This is a genomic window from Granulicella tundricola MP5ACTX9, from assembly GCF_000178975.2.
GTDB lineage: Bacteria > Acidobacteriota > Terriglobia > Terriglobales > Acidobacteriaceae > Edaphobacter > Edaphobacter tundricola.
The window spans coordinates 4,146,951-4,162,938 of sequence record NC_015064.1 but is presented as its reverse complement, the minus strand read 5'-3'; the positions used below and the strand labels follow the sequence as shown (position 1 = coordinate 4,162,938).

10 protein-coding genes are annotated in these 15,988 nt (G+C 59.5%); 7 read left to right on the top strand and 3 right to left on the bottom strand.

What is annotated here, in order from left to right:
• Positions 1 to 121 precede the first annotated feature (121 nt).
• Positions 122 to 3,580 carry a TonB-dependent receptor gene (locus ACIX9_RS18205; protein ID WP_013581970.1) on the bottom strand — a complete coding sequence of 1,153 codons (3,459 nt, stop codon included), beginning with the start codon at positions 3,578 to 3,580 and terminating at the stop codon, positions 122 to 124.
• 430 nt (positions 3,581 to 4,010) lie between these two features.
• Between ACIX9_RS18205 and ACIX9_RS18200 the strand changes: the two genes are divergently transcribed.
• The 4 genes from ACIX9_RS18200 (at position 4,011) to ACIX9_RS18185 (ending at position 10,278) form a co-directional block, all read left to right on the top strand.
• Positions 4,011 to 7,655 carry a TonB-dependent receptor gene (locus tag ACIX9_RS18200; RefSeq protein ID WP_013581969.1) on the top strand — a complete coding sequence of 1,215 codons (3,645 nt, stop codon included), beginning with the start codon at positions 4,011 to 4,013 and terminating at the stop codon, positions 7,653 to 7,655.
• 339 nt (positions 7,656 to 7,994) lie between these two features.
• Positions 7,995 to 9,365, top strand: a complete 1,371-nt coding sequence (locus ACIX9_RS18195; RefSeq protein ID WP_198152123.1) for a pilus assembly protein TadG-related protein — start codon at positions 7,995 to 7,997, stop codon at positions 9,363 to 9,365.
• Between the two features lie 29 nt (positions 9,366 to 9,394).
• Positions 9,395 to 9,796 carry a TadE/TadG family type IV pilus assembly protein gene (locus ACIX9_RS18190; protein ID WP_013581967.1) on the top strand — a complete coding sequence of 134 codons (402 nt, stop codon included), beginning with the start codon at positions 9,395 to 9,397 and terminating at the stop codon, positions 9,794 to 9,796.
• Between the two features lie 2 nt (positions 9,797 to 9,798).
• Positions 9,799 to 10,278 (top strand): TadE/TadG family type IV pilus assembly protein, encoded by a 480-nt coding sequence (locus ACIX9_RS18185; protein ID WP_013581966.1) that lies wholly within the window; start codon positions 9,799 to 9,801, stop codon positions 10,276 to 10,278.
• Here the strand turns inward: ACIX9_RS18185 and ACIX9_RS24080 are convergent.
• Positions 10,268 to 11,005, bottom strand: coding sequence for a class I SAM-dependent methyltransferase (locus ACIX9_RS24080; protein ID WP_013581965.1), 738 nt, complete (start codon positions 11,003 to 11,005; stop codon positions 10,268 to 10,270). The two genes, ACIX9_RS18185 and ACIX9_RS24080, sit on opposite strands and share 11 nt — an antisense overlap.
• Positions 11,006 to 11,040: 35 nt before the next feature.
• On the opposite strand from ACIX9_RS24080, the gene ACIX9_RS18175 reads away from it, so the two are divergent.
• From ACIX9_RS18175 to ACIX9_RS18165, 3 genes are all read left to right on the top strand, one after another.
• Complete coding sequence (locus tag ACIX9_RS18175; RefSeq protein WP_013581964.1) at positions 11,041 to 11,304, top strand: hypothetical protein; 264 nt, start codon at positions 11,041 to 11,043, stop codon at positions 11,302 to 11,304.
• A gap of 208 nt (positions 11,305 to 11,512) precedes the next feature.
• Positions 11,513 to 12,535, top strand: a complete 1,023-nt coding sequence (locus ACIX9_RS18170; protein WP_049789383.1) for a ferritin-like domain-containing protein — start codon at positions 11,513 to 11,515, stop codon at positions 12,533 to 12,535.
• Positions 12,536 to 12,558: 23 nt separating this feature from the next.
• A complete protein-coding gene (locus ACIX9_RS18165; RefSeq protein ID WP_013581962.1) occupies positions 12,559 to 13,521 on the top strand; it encodes a ferritin-like domain-containing protein in 963 nt (320 codons plus the stop codon).
• 213 nt (positions 13,522 to 13,734) lie between these two features.
• Here the strand turns inward: ACIX9_RS18165 and ACIX9_RS18160 are convergent, their stop codons facing one another.
• Positions 13,735 to 15,981: a TIM-barrel domain-containing protein gene (locus tag ACIX9_RS18160; protein ID WP_013581961.1), complete on the bottom strand. Its 2,247-nt coding sequence runs from the start codon at positions 15,979 to 15,981 to the stop codon at positions 13,735 to 13,737.
• Positions 15,982 to 15,988 lie beyond the last annotated feature (7 nt).

Genomic DNA, 15,988 nt, shown 5'->3' with positions numbered 1-15,988 from the left:
CAGGGGAGAAGCGTGTCGAATACCAGATATAGAGCGGAAATGGGTCTGGTTGAGAGCTCTGGAGGCTTAAACAGCGAAGACGCCCGGGAGGGCGCCTTCGCTGACAGATCATGCTTGCAGGTTAGAAGTAGAACTTTCCGGCGAGCTGAGTCTGACGGCCAGCAGCGGCTGAGGTGATCTGACCGAAGGTCGAATCTCCGATGTTGCCATCCGGATTGCTGAACTGTGTGTGGTTGAAGACGTTGTCGCTTTCAAGCCGAAGCTGGAAGTAGCGGGTGGAATCACTCGACACCGAGATATTCTTGGCGACGATGATGTTGGTGTTGAGGAGACCAGGACCGTGGTAGGGGTTACGATGCACGTTTCCGAAGGCCCCGATGGGCTCCGCGGCAAAGCTGGCGGGCGAGAACCAGGTGGTGTAGCCGGTGGTTGCGCTCCGCGTACGATCGTTGGCACGAACGAGAGGAGCGATCTGGTTGGGTACGTCCGGGCAGGCATAGTAGGAGAAGCTAGCCGAGCACCAGAGCGAACGAGAGGTTCCTCCACCGTATGAGATATCGAAGGGGAATCCCGTAGCAAAGGTTGAGACACCGCTGACTTCCCAGCCAGAGGCGGCGAGGTTACGCAGGCTGAATGCATTGCCGCCGGACTTGAAGGGCACACGATAGAGAGGGCTGAAGACGAAGCGGTGACGTGCGTCGAAGTTCGAGTCACCGTAGTTGAGGCTGGGCTGGTACTGGTTGTAACCACGGTTGGTGCCGCCGTAGCCGGTTCCTTCGTAGCTGGATCCGTTATCGAGCGAGTGGCTGTAGGTATAGCTGGCCTGGACCAGAAGTCCGTGGGTCAGACCCTTTTCAACGCTGGCCTGGAGAGCGTGGTAGCTTGATGCACCCTCCGTGGTGACCGTCCCGATGCTGGTGAAGTTATTGAAGCCGGTGCTTGCGTTGGCAACGCCGAACTGAGTGTGGGTGGGATAGACGTAGCTCTGAATGTTGCGGTTGGTGATGCAGGCTGCGCTTGCGAGGCAAGCAGCATGTCCGGCAGCGGTGACGGGATTGCCTTCCACGGAGAACTGGTTATGCCGGCCAAGGGTGCCGACATAGCTGAGCCGTGCGATGGTCTGCGAGGGCAGTTCGCGCTCTACGGTCAACTGGAAGTTTTCCGAGTAGGGCGAGCGGAAGTTCGGACTGTACTGGCTGAGGCTAAGGGGTTCGAACGGGGAGAAGTCAGGAGTCTGACCGGCCGTCGCAAAGGTTGCGGGGAACTTGTTCTTGTAGACCGTGCCTGTGTCCAGATCCTGGTAGGGATTGGCGAAGGTGGGGTTGGTTGCACCGTAGTCCGCAGCACCAGAGGAGTTGAGGCCGTAGGGAGCATCGCCGAGGTTGTTGAGCGAGGTCTCTTCTTCCGAACGGTTGTAATAGACACCAAATCCGCCGCGGACCGAGAGTTTCTTTGCACTTCCGCCAGAGAGGAAGCCGAAGTCGGGCGCATACGCGAATCCGAAGCGAGGTCCGAAGTTCGTATAACGGGTGGTGGCGCCGCTGGCGTTGTTGCAGCCGGGATCCGACGGATAGTTGAGGCCGATAGGCGCCGTGGTGAAGACCTTGGACTGCTGGCCGGGGATAAAGCAGGTGACGCCTTCGTTGTTGTATTGCGTGTTGTGAAGCGGCGTATCGATCTGATAGCCGATGCCATACGAGATGGTCAGGCTGTTGGTGGCCTTCCAGGTGTCCTGCGCATACATATAGTTAAGGAAGGCGTAAGCATTGATCTGAGCGCCTGAGCCCTGAGCGTAGGTGGACGGGTTGCCGAGCAGGAAGTCGAGAGACGCATCACCGGTGGTAAAGATGTTTGTTGCGGAATTGAAGCTGAAAGCACCGTTGTTGTTGCTGAAGAAGGGGTTCGAGACGTTGTAGCGTCGTCCGTCGTAGCCGAACTTCAAGTTGTGATGACCGACGACCTTCGAGAAGTTATCGTCCGCCTGATAGTTCTGATCCTTGCGGGGCTGAGGTCCGTTGGTGCTGAAACCGAGGTTGAAGAAGCCAGTTACACCGATGAAAGGTACGCTGGCGGCAGCTGCATTCTGGGGTGTGATGGAGAAGCCCAGGGTCGAAGGCTGCACGACGTTCTGCGGGCTGACCGATCCGAAGTTGAAGCGGGTGTAGTGGATTTCAAGATTGTTGACGGAGCTGGAGCTCAACTGGCGGATAAAGCCGGCGGAGTACTGGTAGATTTCGCTGGTGTTCTGGTCGCCGAAGCCGGGAACCGTGCCGCCCGTGAATGGGAGTACGTCCGAGCTGGGGAAGTGCTGCTGGATGGCGACGAAGTAGAACTGATTGGCCGCCGTGGGGTTGAAGTCCATGCGTCCGATGTACTGGCGCTGCGTCTGGGTGGTGACGGGATTGAACTGGAAGCCGTTGGTCCCGGTATTGGCTGCGGGAAGGAAGGCCTTAATGAGATTGAGTGAGACGGGATTGAAAGCAGTGGTGGGAATTTTGCCGGTCGGGAAGCACTGGGTCCAAGTCTCACCGGGCAAGGTGCAACCGGTGGCTGCCTTCAAGGTGCCAGGGACGGGATTGGCTTGAAATGCATTCGCGCTTGTGGGGTTGAGGTCGGCGGAGAAGTCTCCGGTCAGGTTAGCGGGGGAGAGGACGGTTACGTTTCCACCGGTCTGAGGGGTTACGGCCTTCTGACCCTGAAATGCGAAAAAGGCGAAGAGCTTGTCCTTGATGATGGGGCCGCCGAGGGTTCCACCATAGATGTTCTGGTGATACTTGGAAGCCTTGGTCTGGAAGTAGTTCTTGGTGTTGAGGAAGGTATCGCGATAGAAGTCGAATGCATCGCCGTGAAACTGATTCGTTCCCTGCTTGATGACGGTGCTGACGACTGCGCCCGAGTTACGGTCATATTCCGCGTTGAGCGGGCCGGTCACGAGGTTGAACTGGGCCAGAGCGTCGAGGTTGGGCTGGATGCCGATGGTGTTCAGGGCGATGTCGTTGGAGTCCGCTCCATTAATAAGGTAGCTGGACTGCTGTGTCTGGGAGCCGTTGACGGAGAAACTGCCGAAGCGGTCGTTGGAAGCCTGAACTCCGGGAAGAATCTGCTCAAGGTTGGTGAAGGCACGACCGATGAGCGGGAGCTCGACGAACTGGTCTGCGTTGACGATGTTGTTGAGCTGCATGTCGGTGGTGTTGACCTGGACGGCATCTGCCTGAACGGAGATGGTCTCTGAGGCGCTTCCGAGGTCCAGCTTGACCGGCTCGACGTATTCCTGGTCGATATTGAGAACAATACCCTTTGCCGCAAAGCCCTTGAAGCCGGTGGCGCTGGCAGAGATGGTGTAGGTACCAATTGGGAGCTGGGGGAAGAGATAGTCGCCGTTAGCCTGCGATGTGGTGGTGAACTTGACGCCGGTCGCCTGGTTGATCGCGATGACCTTGACGTTCGGAATAACCGCTCCGGCGGGGTCGGTCACGGTGCCCTTGATACGGGCATTGACGTCGGCTGCGTGGGCTGCGGTCAACGAAGCGGCGAAGATGCCCAGCATGGTCGCTCTGCGCAAGGCGGGGGAAAGTTTCATTCTTGAAGTCCTCGTGTGGGTGATAAGGATAAACGGTTGTAAGCGTTCTGCTGCACTTGCTGCAATTTGACAGCCATTCTTGCAAGAGACTTCTCTGATGAAAACAGAGCTGTAAATTGCGGGGGCTTTGCCCAATATATGAATTTACGGAGAACATTCCTTTTTCATGTAATTGGAGGCTAAAGTTCTGACTGCGCAAGAGTTCCCTGTCGGCTGGGAGCGCCTTCAGTCGGACTTGCAACTTTCGTTGCATTCGGGAGACTTAGAGCAGGGCGATCCTAGGTGGACCTCGACCTCAGTCCGCTACAGATATATCAGGCAGATTGGAATGTAACGTGCAATGTGTTCCGTGAACGTACGAAATCAGAGGCCAGCCTTATTGAGAGGCGGCTTACAACGACGATCTCGGTAACCTTCAGGAGAACACCGGATGAGGAAGTTTTTTGGAGTAGGCGCGATGGCTGTAGTCATGAGCGTCGCCAGCTATGGACAGAACGTTTCGACGAACGGCGGATCGATTCAGGGCACGATCACGGATCCGAGCGGCGCGGCTGTCCCGGGCGCGGAAGTCAAAGTGTTCGGTACAGATACGGGTTTCTCGCGCACGTTGAAGACGGATGGCGCGGGCTACTACTCGATTGGGCCGCTGACCCCTGGAGCGTATAAGGTTACGGTTTCTTCGGCGGGCTTCCAGTCGCTCGCAGTCACCACGGTGATTCGCGTTGGAACGACGACTCCGGGAACTTTCAAACTGAGCCTGGGTCAGTCCAGCGAGACGGTTGAGGTGAATGCGGGTTCGATTCAGGTGAACGCCGACCAGCCGGGCGTCAGCGACGTGCTGACCAGCCAGCAGATCGAGTCTTTGCCGATCAATGGGCGTAACTTCCTGGACGTTGCTCAGATTGAACCGGGCGTCATTCTTCAGGCGGGCGGATCGTTCGACCCGACGAAGGCTGGGTATTCGGCGCTGTCGGTTGGCGGTGTATCTGGACGTACGACCCGTATTCTGCTCGACGGCCAGGACATCACGGACGAAACGGTGGGAACGACGATCTTCAACGTTTCGCAGGGTGCGATCGGTGAGTTCCAGTTGAATCGCTCGACACAGGACGTTTCGGGTGATGTGACCTCGACCGGCCAGGTGCTGGTGACGACGAAGACAGGTACGAACGGGTTCCACGGCGAATTGTTTTATAACTTCCAGGACTCGCGTGCGCTGTTTGCGACGGAGTTTGGGTCGCAGCCTCCATTCCAGCGGAACCAGTTCGGCGGATCGCTGGGCGGTCCCATTATTAAGGACAAGCTGTTCTTCTTCGGGAATCTGGAGCGCATCAAGCAGGATGCCGCGCAGCCTGCAGGTGTTTCGTCGACGTTCTCTCAATATGTAGGGTTGAACGTTCCCTCTCCGTATCGTGAGACCTACTCGACGGTGCGTCTGGACTATAACGGACCGAAGGGCGGGCACTACTTCGTTCGTGCGAACTACAACGTGAATGCGGTTGCCGGTAACTTCGGTGAGCAGTTCGAGACGTATGCGAACCGGGATAACACGCCGGGTATTGCGGGCGGCGTGGACTATCAGTTCGGGCGCTTCACGCACTCGTTCCGCGGCAGCTTTGAGAAGTTCCACAACTTGATCAGCGACACGTCATCTACGGCTGCGGTGAATCTGCTGCCGGGTATTGCGTATCAGAACGTCGTTGGCACCAGCCCGTTGCTTTCGACCGGGCCTAACGTCGATGCTCCGCAGGGAACGTTCCAGAGCGATAAGCAGGCTCGGTATGACGGGTCATGGACGAAGGGTACGCATACCATTCGTTACGGCTATAGCATCAATTACATTCTGGGCGGCGGTTTTGCAAACTTCTTTGGTCTCGGACCGCGTCTGCGTACGAACTCGGCGACACTGCTGGCGAATTGCGGTAACGTTGCGGGTGCTGCAGCTTGCCCCGGCGATCCTTTGAACGGATATCACACCAGTTCATTGATCATAGGAAACGGACTGGGCTATTTCACGGAAAATCCTGGTTTTGGAGCCAATTTCGGTGGCGTGCATGACTGGCGCGAAGGTGCCTATGTTGCGGATTCGTGGAAGGCTACGCCGAATCTGACTGTCTCGGCCGGCGTGCGCTGGTCTGTGGATACCGACCGCGCGAACCAGGATCTTCCGGGCCTACCCTGCTCGGCACTGGACGCAACACAGTACAACACTTCGGTCGGAAATGTGGCAGATAATCCTTGTGCGGGTGCTGCTGCTACTACATCTCTGCTGGGCCTTTATGGTTCTCAATTCGCCGGCCAGGTTCACCAGCCTTACGGCAACTTTGCGCCACAGCTGGGACTCGCCTATGCGCTGCCGGATCACGTAACCGTGCTTCGTGCGGGCATCGGAATTTTCTTTGAGGGCGACGTCTTCAACAATACGACGAACGCTCGCGGTGCTCTTCTGAAGGCTGGTCCGTTCTTCGCGGAGGCTGCCAATGGCAACGTCTGCGGTCCTGGCCAGTTCACAAATCCGGACGGGTCGATCACGAACTCGGCGACTGTGGGCGGTCAGACGATGACCATCGCACAAGCGTGCGCGGCACCTGTGAAGCAAGCTGCTCCGTTTATCCTTGCGCTCTCGCAGGGGTATCAGACTGCATCTGCCAAGAACCCGGTTTCTCCAAACACATCGTTCATTGGAGAGACGCTCAATGCGACCGGTGTTTATGGTGCGCCTTACCGCACTCCTTATTCCGAGCAGTGGAACTTTGGACTGCAGCGTGAACTGTTCAAGGGTGCTGTTCTCTCCGTCGACTACGTGCATAACAGCACACTGAAGGTTGCGCAGGAGCAGGATGTCAATCACGTCGGTGCGGCTCGTTATTTGAATACGACGGCTGCGACGAACGCAATTGCCGCAACGCTTGCGCCGAATGCGGCGGCGAAATACGCAGGATACCCGACTTGCCCGCAAGGTTCCAGTGCGGCTTCCATCAACTGCGCTATCGCGAATGGCGCGACGATCGATACTTTCGCGCAACACGGACTTGACTCAGGCCAAGCGTACCTAGGCGGGGCGAGCGCGGCCAATAACGGCGACTCCATTGCAAACGGCGCAGCATTTCCGGGTGCCAATGCTAAGCTCGGTAGCGGTGCTTTCCTGCTTCCGGTCGGACGTTCCGGTTATGATGCCCTGCAGGTTGTCTTCCGTGAGCAGAAGTCACATCCCGTTCGGGGTATTGAACGGTCCAACGTTCAGATCTCTTATAACCTCTCCCGTGTCGTCTCTTCCTCCTTCGGTGGATCTGACCAGTTCTTCAGCAACTCCTCGTGGGATAACGACAACCCGAACGCCTACATCGGGCGTGCTGGTCTTGATCGCAAGCACCAGGTTTCATTTGGCGGATCGTTCCTTGTGAAGCATGGTCCTGAGGTCGGCGTCATTGGTCACTTCTACTCTGCGCTTCCCACGTCTCTGACGCTGGACAACACGGCAAGCTCTGTTGGAAACATCTTCCAGTCAGACTTGACGGGTGACGGTACGACGGGCGATCTGGCACCGGGCACATTGCCCGGTGACTATATGCACCGCGTGAAGCCGGGTCAGCTTGGCGCTTACATCAACAACTTCAACCAGGTATATGCAGGACAGCTTACTCCCGCAGGTAAAGCGCTTGTGGCAGCCGGTATCTTCAACTCCAATCAGTTGACCGCGTTGAATGGCGTTATTCAGTCGCTGCCTACGCTTCCCCAGGCGGTTGCACCTGCCAACCCGATGTTCCGCCAGGTAGACGTCACATTCTCTTACCCGATCCGCATTGGCCGCTATGTTCACACGCTTGGTGATTCTGTTCTTCTTGAGCCCAAGATTGCGTTCTATAACGTGGGTAACTTCTCCAACTACGGAAACGACGGCGGAAACCCGAACGTTGCTCCCTTTGGCGGCGATCTGGGTACTCCGGGTGTCGGCAGCGTGAACGGTCCGAATGATTTTTACAGCGTTGATTCTCAGCGCGTAACGCGTCAGTCGGGTACGTATGACCAGGGGGCTCCTCGTACGACAGAGTTTCAGCTTCGGTTGTCGTTCTAACTCAGGCAGTATTGATCACGGCGGCGGGGAGCTTCGGCTCTCCGCCGCTTTTTTTAGGTCAATGGCAGGAGTTGGTGGCTGGCAAGCAGCCCTCATTTGAGGTCGGGGTGAGGCTCAAGTTTTGTGGGGTTGTTGCCGATTGTGATTGGAGAGGGTTGCTGCATTCTTCGCCGCGAGGTGGGGGGCGGAGCTTTTGCTGGACCTTGCCTGCGGGCTTTGTGCGCTGTTTCGGCTCTCCTGTTCGCGTCCGCGACCTGGGATATGCCGGAGGCTTTCCGGGATGTTCGCGTCTGCGACTTGGGAGATACCAGTGTCTTTCACGAGGGAGGCTGTACGTTGTTGAGGATCTTCAGGGACGAGGACGGCTCGGCGACGCTGATTGCGGCGTTTGGGATGGTTGCGATCCTGGGGTTTCTGGCGCTGGCGGTGGATGTGGGGCAGCTTCGGTATCAGAAGAGAGGGCTGCAGAAGGCGGCGGATGCGGCGGCGTTGGCGAGCGTGCTGGAGATGTCCTACTGCGATGGGACACTGGCGTGCGGGGTGATGCAGACGGCGGCGAAGAGCGCGATGGTGGAGAACGGGCTGACGCCGGACAACATCGTCACGGCATGTGGGACGGTGCCGAGCACGGGGCTGACGTTGATGATCAATCATGGGCCGTGCGCGAAGGGGGCGAGCGATCCGAACTATGGGAAGACGTCGAGCGTGGAGGTGTTGGTCATGCAGGCGCAGCCGACGATCTTTGCGAAGGTGCTGGGGCTTTCGACCGGAACGGTGGGCGCGCGGGCTGAGGCTTCTACGACGGGTGGGACAAACTGTATCTTTGCGCTGGATCCGACGGGCAGCGGGGCGCTGACGGTGCAGGGGCTGGCTTCCATTACTTCACCGTGCGGGATCATGGTGGAGTCGAGCTCCAATAGTGCGTTGAGCTGTGCGGTGCTGGGGGTGATTACCGCTTCGGCGATCAATGTGGTGGGGGGCGTTTCCAACTTTCTGTGTGCGATTGCGCCGGTGCCGAAGACGAGCGCTTCCGTGCCGAAGCCGGCAGACCCGCTGGCGTATCTGGCGGCTCCAACGATGCCTGGGTGTGGGATCTCGACGAGCAGTCCTTATCATGGTGCGGGCTCCACGGTGACGGTGGGGTTTGGGCAGAGTGCGACGTTTTTTGCGGATGGGGCTTACTGCGGTGGGATCACGGTGCAATCGGGCGGGACGGCGGTGTTTCAGCCGGGGGTGTATGCGCTGACCTCGAACAATGGGGGTGCGACGAAGCTGCCGGGCGGGCTGACGATCGATCTGGGGACGAATGTTTCTGGGACGGGGGTGACGTTTTATAACTATGGGCCGAGCGGGGGGATCACGTTTCTGGCTCCGAGCCTGAGCCTGGCGGGGGTGCGGCTGGTTGCGCCGACGAGCGGCAGCTATGCGGGGATACTGTTCTTCCAGCCGAGCAACAACACGAACGGGGCGACGCTGCTGGGGAGCACGGTCTACAACACGATCCTTGAGGGGGCTTACTACTTTCCGAAGGCGAAGGTGACGTTCTGCTTCAGCGGGCCGGTGAACTACAACATCCTGGTGGCGTACGACATTGTGTTTGAGGCGTTGACGTTCGGGTTTACGACGGTGACGAGCTCGTTTGCGAACAACTATGGGTCGCTGGCTACGGGATCTCCGCTGGCTGGGAACGGGGCGGTGATCTCGCAATGAAGGGTTGGGGGAGAGAGGAGGGTTCTAGCGTGGTGGAGACGGCGCTGCTGATGCCGGTGCTGCTGCTGGTGCTGGTGGGTGTGGTGGACTTTGGGCAGGCTTACTACGTGGAGATTGAGGTGGGCTCGGCGGCGCAGTCGGGGGCGGCGTATGGGGTGTTGAATCCGACGGATACGGCGGGGATGCAGAGCGCGGCGCTGCTGGATGCGAGCGATGTGCCGACGATGACGGCGGTGGCGACGTATGGGTGCGAGTGCTCGGATGGGACGGGCGGGAGTGTGAGTTGTGGGGTGTCGCCGAACTGCCTGGTGAACATGGTGAACTACATCGATGTGAGTACGTCTGTGAACTTCAAGCCGATGATGGTGTATCCGCTGGTTCCGGCGACGATGGTGCTGAAGGGGCACTCGCGGATGCGGGTGGCACCGTAAGGATGAGACGGCTGCTTAAGGATGAGGTGGGGAGTGAGCTGATCGAGTTTTCGGTGTCGGCGGGGGTATTGATGATGATCATCTTCGGGATCATGGACTGCTCGCGTGCGCTGTATGCATATCACTTTGTGGCGGGGGCGGCGCGGGATGCGACGCGGTATGCGGCGGTGCGGGGCGCTACGTGGAGCGGGGCGCTTTGCCTGTTGAGTACTTCATTTCAGTGCGCGGCTACTTCAAGCGATGTGACGAGCTATGTGAAGAGCATTACGCCGATCGGGTTGACGACTGGGAGCCTGACCGTGCTGACGACGTGGCCGGGGACGACAGCTACGGGGGTTAGCTGCAATGCGCTGGGGATCTATAACAGCCCGGGCTGCATGGTGAATGTGAAGGTGGTTTATACGTTCAGCTTCGTGCTGCCGTTTCTGCCGAAGAATGCGTTGACGCTGGCTAGTACTTCAAAGGTGATGATCACGCAGTAGGGGGGAGGTGCCAGAGGGTGTAGCGCTCGAAGAGGATGCCGTGGCGGTCTGCTGACGCGTCTTCCTCTGAGAGGGTGAAGTCCTTAGTCCATTGCTGCTCGAGCATGGGGAAGCGGGCGAAGACCTTTGGGTAGCCGGGGTTGGCGGAGAGGAGATAGATGTCGCGGTTGTTTGACTGATCGGTCAGGTTGGTTAGGACCTTGCGGAGGAGTGGGGCCAGGAAGGGGTGATAGAAGAAGACGACGAGAGGGCCGGGTGGGTAGAGGACGGTGGCTGCATCGGCGGTCTGGATGGTGATGTTGGGGTGGGTGGTGGTGTTGGTGCGGGCTGAGGCGGCCAGGGTTGGGGAGAGCTCTATGCCTGCGATGTGACGGAAGTTTTGATGGGCGGCTATGAGGAGGGCTCGGCCCTTGCCGCAGCCGAGGTCTACGAAGGTGTATTGGGTGGGCGAGATGGGGAGGGCGGCTATGGCCTGGGTGAGGGTGGAGGGGGAGATGGCGTAGTAGGCAGTGTTGTAGAGGTCGGCGGGTGTGCCGGTGGCGAGGGCTTCGCCGGGGACGTAGCCGCTGGTGTCGGTGTGGTGGCGTTGGTCGAAGGGGTGGACTTCAGGGCTTGAGGGTTCAGGGGCGGCGGTGGACTGCCTGGGGGGGCGGATGGCGCGGAGGATGGTGCCGCGGAGGCCGTGGTTGTCGATGGCGTGGAGGAGGAGGCGATAGAGGAGGCGCATCGTGTGTTTCAGTAGGATGGCATGAGGAGCGTGGAATGGTACGGAAGATTCGCATGCCCCAGAGTGCCGCGACGACGCGGCCGGGGTACAGGAACGATCATGGGCAGGTGGTGGTGAGGGATACGGGTTGGGGTTCGGAGTCGTTTCCGGGGCAGCGGGTGTATCACCTGCGGTGTGAGCATTGCGGATTCGAGTATGGGGCGAACGGGACCGATATTGCGAAGCGGCTGTGCCCGAGCCATCAGGGCGGGGTGAAGGGCGAGCGGTTGCGCGAGGTGGGGCCGCGATTGTTCGATTAATGTCGTTCGCCTCAATCCAATGCAGCGAAGGGCACGTAACGAGACTGACAAGGTGAACCGCTTGTTGATGGGGTACACCGTTTGTGGATCGGATCATTTCTTTCTCTCTCGCGGAGTGTATGCGGCAGAGATTGTTTACATCCAACGCCAGGTTGTCACCGTTATCCGTGTAACTTTCATCTGCACTTTGGAACAGAGGAGAACCACCGTGAGCAAACTAGAAGAGATCTCGAAGCGCGCGCTATCCCGCCGAAGCTTCCTCGCGGGGACAGCTACGGCTGCCGCCGCGTTGACCATCGGCTGTAATGACGCTACTCCTGTGACTACGACGCCGGTTACGCCAACCGCACCGACGGCACCGACCTATACCGATGTCGATATTCTCAACTTCGCTCTGAACCTGGAGTATCTTGAGGCGGAGTTCTACCTTCATGCGGCGACCGGTTCCGGCATTCCTGCAGCAGATGCAGGCAGCGGAGCAGGCACTGTGACGGGCGGAGCCCAAATTACGGGTCTGACGGCGCAGCAGCAGCAATACGTCAACAGCATCGCTCAGGATGAGTACAACCATGTGAAGTTCCTGCGCTCTGCGTTGGGCTCCGCTGCTGTATCGCGTCCTGCGATCGATCTGACGAACAGCTTCAATGCTCTGGCGAAGGCGGCAACTGTGGGCCTTGCGACACCGCTGACGACGTTCAATCCGTTTGCGAACTTCAACAGCTTTCTCATTGGCGGATTCATCTTTGAGGATGTAGGCGTAACGGCGTACCACGGTGCGGCTGGTGCGATCTCGAAGACGTATCTTGCGCCTGCGGCATCGATTCTTGCCGTCGAGGCGTATCACGCTGCGATTCTGCGCACGCTGATCGTTGGGACTTCCCTGCCGACGACTGCCGCTCCTCAGGGCGATCAGACGTACGTCAACATTGCGAATGCGATTGCTACGTTCCGCGCGGCTGTGTCGGGTGGGACTTCTGTCTCGGCCGGAAGCGAGACGCTGCTTTCAAGCGGACTGACGTTCAGCAGCTCGACGGCGACGACCCCGACGGTTGGAGCTTCGAGCATCGTTGCGGCGGATGCGAACGCGGTGGCTTATGCCCGCACGTTCGACCAGGTTCTGCACATCGTTTACGGTACGGCAGCGACGACGACCGGTACGGCCTACGGCGTAGCAAGCGGCGCGTTCTTCCCCTCCGGACTCAACGGCAACATCAAGCAGACATACAGCTAAGTAAGAGCTAAGGACAATCAGCCATGGCAAATCAAGAGACACAAATACTGGACGAGATCATCGTAAGCAACCGGCGCAAGATGCTTGCGCTTGGCGGCGCGGCTCTTGCCGGACTGGCGTTTGCGGGCGTGACGAGCGCCTCAGCGCAGAGCGCGGCACCCACGGACGCGGACGTACTCAACTTCGCTTTGAACCTCGAGTACCTGGAAGCAAACTTCTACAACCTTGCTGTTTCGGGTCAGACGATCGATCAGCTTGGCATCGGCATCGGCGCTGGAACTGCAGCGACGGGCGGCGGTGCAGTAACGACCAAGCCTGGCGGACCGACGGCTTGCAAGGTCGCTTTTGCATTACCGCAGGTGAAGGCCTATGCAATTGAGACGGCTGCTGAAGAGTCCAAGCATGTGACGCTGCTGCGGAGTGCGTTGAGCACCTCTGCGGTCGCACAGCCGCCGATCGATCTGTACAACAGCTTCAACACTCTGGGCGCTTTGATCGGTGTTCCGAACTTCGATCCGTTTGCGAGCGACGCTTTCTTCCTGGTTGGCGCATACATCTTTGAGGATGTAGGCGTGACGGCATACAGCGGCGCGGCAGGTCTTATCAGCACGAACTCCACGCTGGTTACCGCGGCTGGAATTCTGGCGGTCGAGGCTTATCATGCCGGCCTGGTGCGGACGACGATCTTCCAGGTGGACCCGACCAACTCGGCCGGCTACCTTGGGATCACGCAGAAGATCTCCGCGCTGCGCAATAAGCTGGATCTGAGTGCGACGCCGGACGATTACGGCATCATGGCGACTGTCACTGCGCTCAATGGCACGAATGTCATTGGCGGCGGCTACTCGGTTGTGGATGCGAACCTGACGACGTCGCTTGCGTTCTCTCGTACGACGAGCCAGGTGCTGGCTATCGTAACGGGCGGAACGGCGGGCGCTTACAAGGGAGTGTTCTTCCCGAGTGGGTTGAACGGCAACGTCAAGTAAGAGTTTTACCAGCAGCGATGGTTGGGGTGAGTTATCCGTTTTGGATGACTCACCCTTTTTTTTGCTGACTTGTGCGAACGGACTACGGGGATAAGAGGGATAAGAGCGATCACGGCGGATTTTGTCTTGTCGCTCTGAGCGAATACAAATACGGAGGTTCTGGCTTCGCCAGAATGACGACCTCTGGGGGTGGGGATTGCACGGCTGTACCGGTTACTGCCAGGTGATGTTGGTGGTTGAGGTGTGGTCGAACTCTATGGTTGGGATGTTGTTGGCATCTGGGTTGATGGGGGTGTCATTACCGTTGACGGTGGCTGTCTTCGGAATCGAGGTCTGGAAGCGTAGGCGCAGGATGATGTGGGCGGGCTTATCGCCAGTGATGGTGAGGGTGTCACCTGTGCGAGTCAGGGTGCGGGCTTCAAAGTCTGTGATGGTGGTTGGGGTGGAGGCGGCGGGGCCGAGGAGCTCGTAGACGCGGCGATTGTCCAGGGTGTGGATGTCCTTGTTGCCGGACTCTTCTGCCGGGACCAGGGTCATGATGTCTTCGGGGATCTTGGGGAGGATGGTGCCTTTGCGGGCGTAGACGGGGATGGTGTCGGCGGGGGCCTGGGCGATCAGGGTGCGGGGGCCGGTGACGGGGTCGCCGGTGAAGAGGTTGAGCCAGTCGCCCTGCGGGATGTAGACGGGGCGGGAGGTGTTCTCATCGATGACGGGGGCTACGAGGAGGTCGGGGCCGAAGAGGTATTCGTCATGGATGGCGCGGGCCTTGGCGTCGTCCTGGTAGTTGAGGACGAGGGCTCGCATGATGGGCTGGCCGGCTGTGGCGGCTTGCTGGGCGGCGGCGTAACGGTAGGGGAAGAGCGACATGTGGAGGATGACGAACTTCTTGTAGGTGTCGAGTGCGGGGGTGGTGCCGGCAGGGGAGTTGGTGTCGAAGGTCCAGGGGACGATGTTCCTGGTGGACATGACCTCCATGGCCGGGGAGAAGGCGGAGTACTCCGTCCAGCGCTGGAGGAGGAGCGGGTTGGGAGTATCGGGCAGGCCGAGGTAGCCGCCGGTGTCCGAGGCCCATAAGGGCATGGCGGAGAGGCCTGCGCCGAGGCCTGCGGTGACGACTGACGGGAGGCCGTTGTCCTTGGAGAAGCTGGCTTCGTTGTCGCCGCCCCAGAGGAGGCCGATGCCGTTGGCGCCGGCGGAGACGGAGCGGGCGAAGAGGACGCCGTTGCCTTTGAGGTCCTTCTGGATGAGCTCTTCCATGGCGTTGTTGTAGAGGACGTCATAGCGGTTGCGCATGAGGCGTGGGTCAGTGCCGTCGAAGAACTTGAGGTCCGCGGTGGGGCCCTGGAAGTTGCCTTCGGCGTCGTCGTCCTTGAAGCCGTCTGCGCCGGCGCGGATGGCCTGGCGGACCTGGTCCTGCCACCAGGATTTGGCGGCGGGGTTGGTGAAGTCGATGAGGGAGCCCTTGCCCTTCCACCAGGTGCCGACGTAGGAGGTGCCGTCGGGGTTGTGGATGAAGAAGCCCTTCTGGGCGGCTTCGTCGTAGTTGGGGCTTTTTTCGGAAAGCTTGTCTGTGAACCCTTTTTCTCCGGGTGGGTTGGACTTGTTGTCGATCCAACTGGTGTGCCAGAGGACGAGCTTGAAGGCTTGATCGTGGAGGTGCTTGATCATGGCGGGGGCGTCGTCGAACTGTTTGGGGTTGAAGACGTAGGAGTTGTAAGAGGTGGTCCAGGGGGAGTCGATGAGAATGACGGAGGCGGGGAGGCCGAGGGCGCGGGTCTTATCGATGTCCTCCAGGACTTGGGCCTGGTTCTGGTGGTAGTCGCGGGCCTGCCAGGGGGCGAAGGCCCAGTAGGGCGGGAGGGTGACCTTGCCGGCGAGGGAGGCGAAGTCGCCGAGGATGTATGGGAAGCGGCCGGTGGGCTGGCTTTCCGTTTTCTGGCCGGTGAAGAGGACGATGCGGAGGTGGCTGGCTACGGCGTCTACTTCGATATCGTCACGGGAGCTGGCGTTGAGGTCGAAGGTGGCTTCTCCGGTGGTGTCGAGCCAGAGGCCGTAGCCGGTGGTGGACATGAAGAAGGGCATGGGCTTGTAGGTGGTGCTGCCCTTGGGGCCGCCGTTGTCCTGGCTGGTGTTGCGGACGATGGTGTGGGAGTGGTTGAGGACGTCGAATCGCTCGCCGAGGCCGTAGACGCCGATGGGGGCGTCGGCTACGGCGAAGTGCCAGTCGCCGACGGCGTAGGCGGTGGAGGTGATCTCAAAGATGCCGGGGGAGAGCTGCTTGAGATGGAGCTTGGAGGTGGGGACGGGGTCGCCGTTGAAGGTGAAGTCGTGGAGGGGGAGCGGGGTGGGGGTCAGGGCCAGGGTGATGGTGTCTTCGGAGGTGGCGGTGAGGGTTTGGGGCGGGTTCTGGGCATGGGCGAGGGAGACGGTGAGGAGGAGGATGGTGCAGAGGGATCGCATGGCGCTC

Excerpts from the sequence above, each read along its gene's own strand:
- ACIX9_RS18205 (WP_013581970.1), bottom strand. The coding sequence starts at position 3,580 with ATGAAACTTTCCCCCGCCTTGCGCAGAGCGACCATGCTGGGCATCTTC.
- ACIX9_RS18200 (WP_013581969.1), top strand. The coding sequence starts at position 4,011 with ATGAGGAAGTTTTTTGGAGTAGGCGCGATGGCTGTAGTCATGAGCGTC.
- ACIX9_RS18185 (WP_013581966.1), top strand. The coding sequence starts at position 9,799 with ATGAGACGGCTGCTTAAGGATGAGGTGGGGAGTGAGCTGATCGAGTTT.
- ACIX9_RS24080 (WP_013581965.1), bottom strand. The coding sequence starts at position 11,005 with ATGCGCCTCCTCTATCGCCTCCTCCTCCACGCCATCGACAACCACGGC.
- ACIX9_RS18175 (WP_013581964.1), top strand. The coding sequence starts at position 11,041 with ATGGTACGGAAGATTCGCATGCCCCAGAGTGCCGCGACGACGCGGCCG.
- ACIX9_RS18165 (WP_013581962.1), top strand. The coding sequence starts at position 12,559 with ATGGCAAATCAAGAGACACAAATACTGGACGAGATCATCGTAAGCAAC.
- ACIX9_RS18160 (WP_013581961.1), bottom strand. The coding sequence starts at position 15,981 with ATGCGATCCCTCTGCACCATCCTCCTCCTCACCGTCTCCCTCGCCCAT.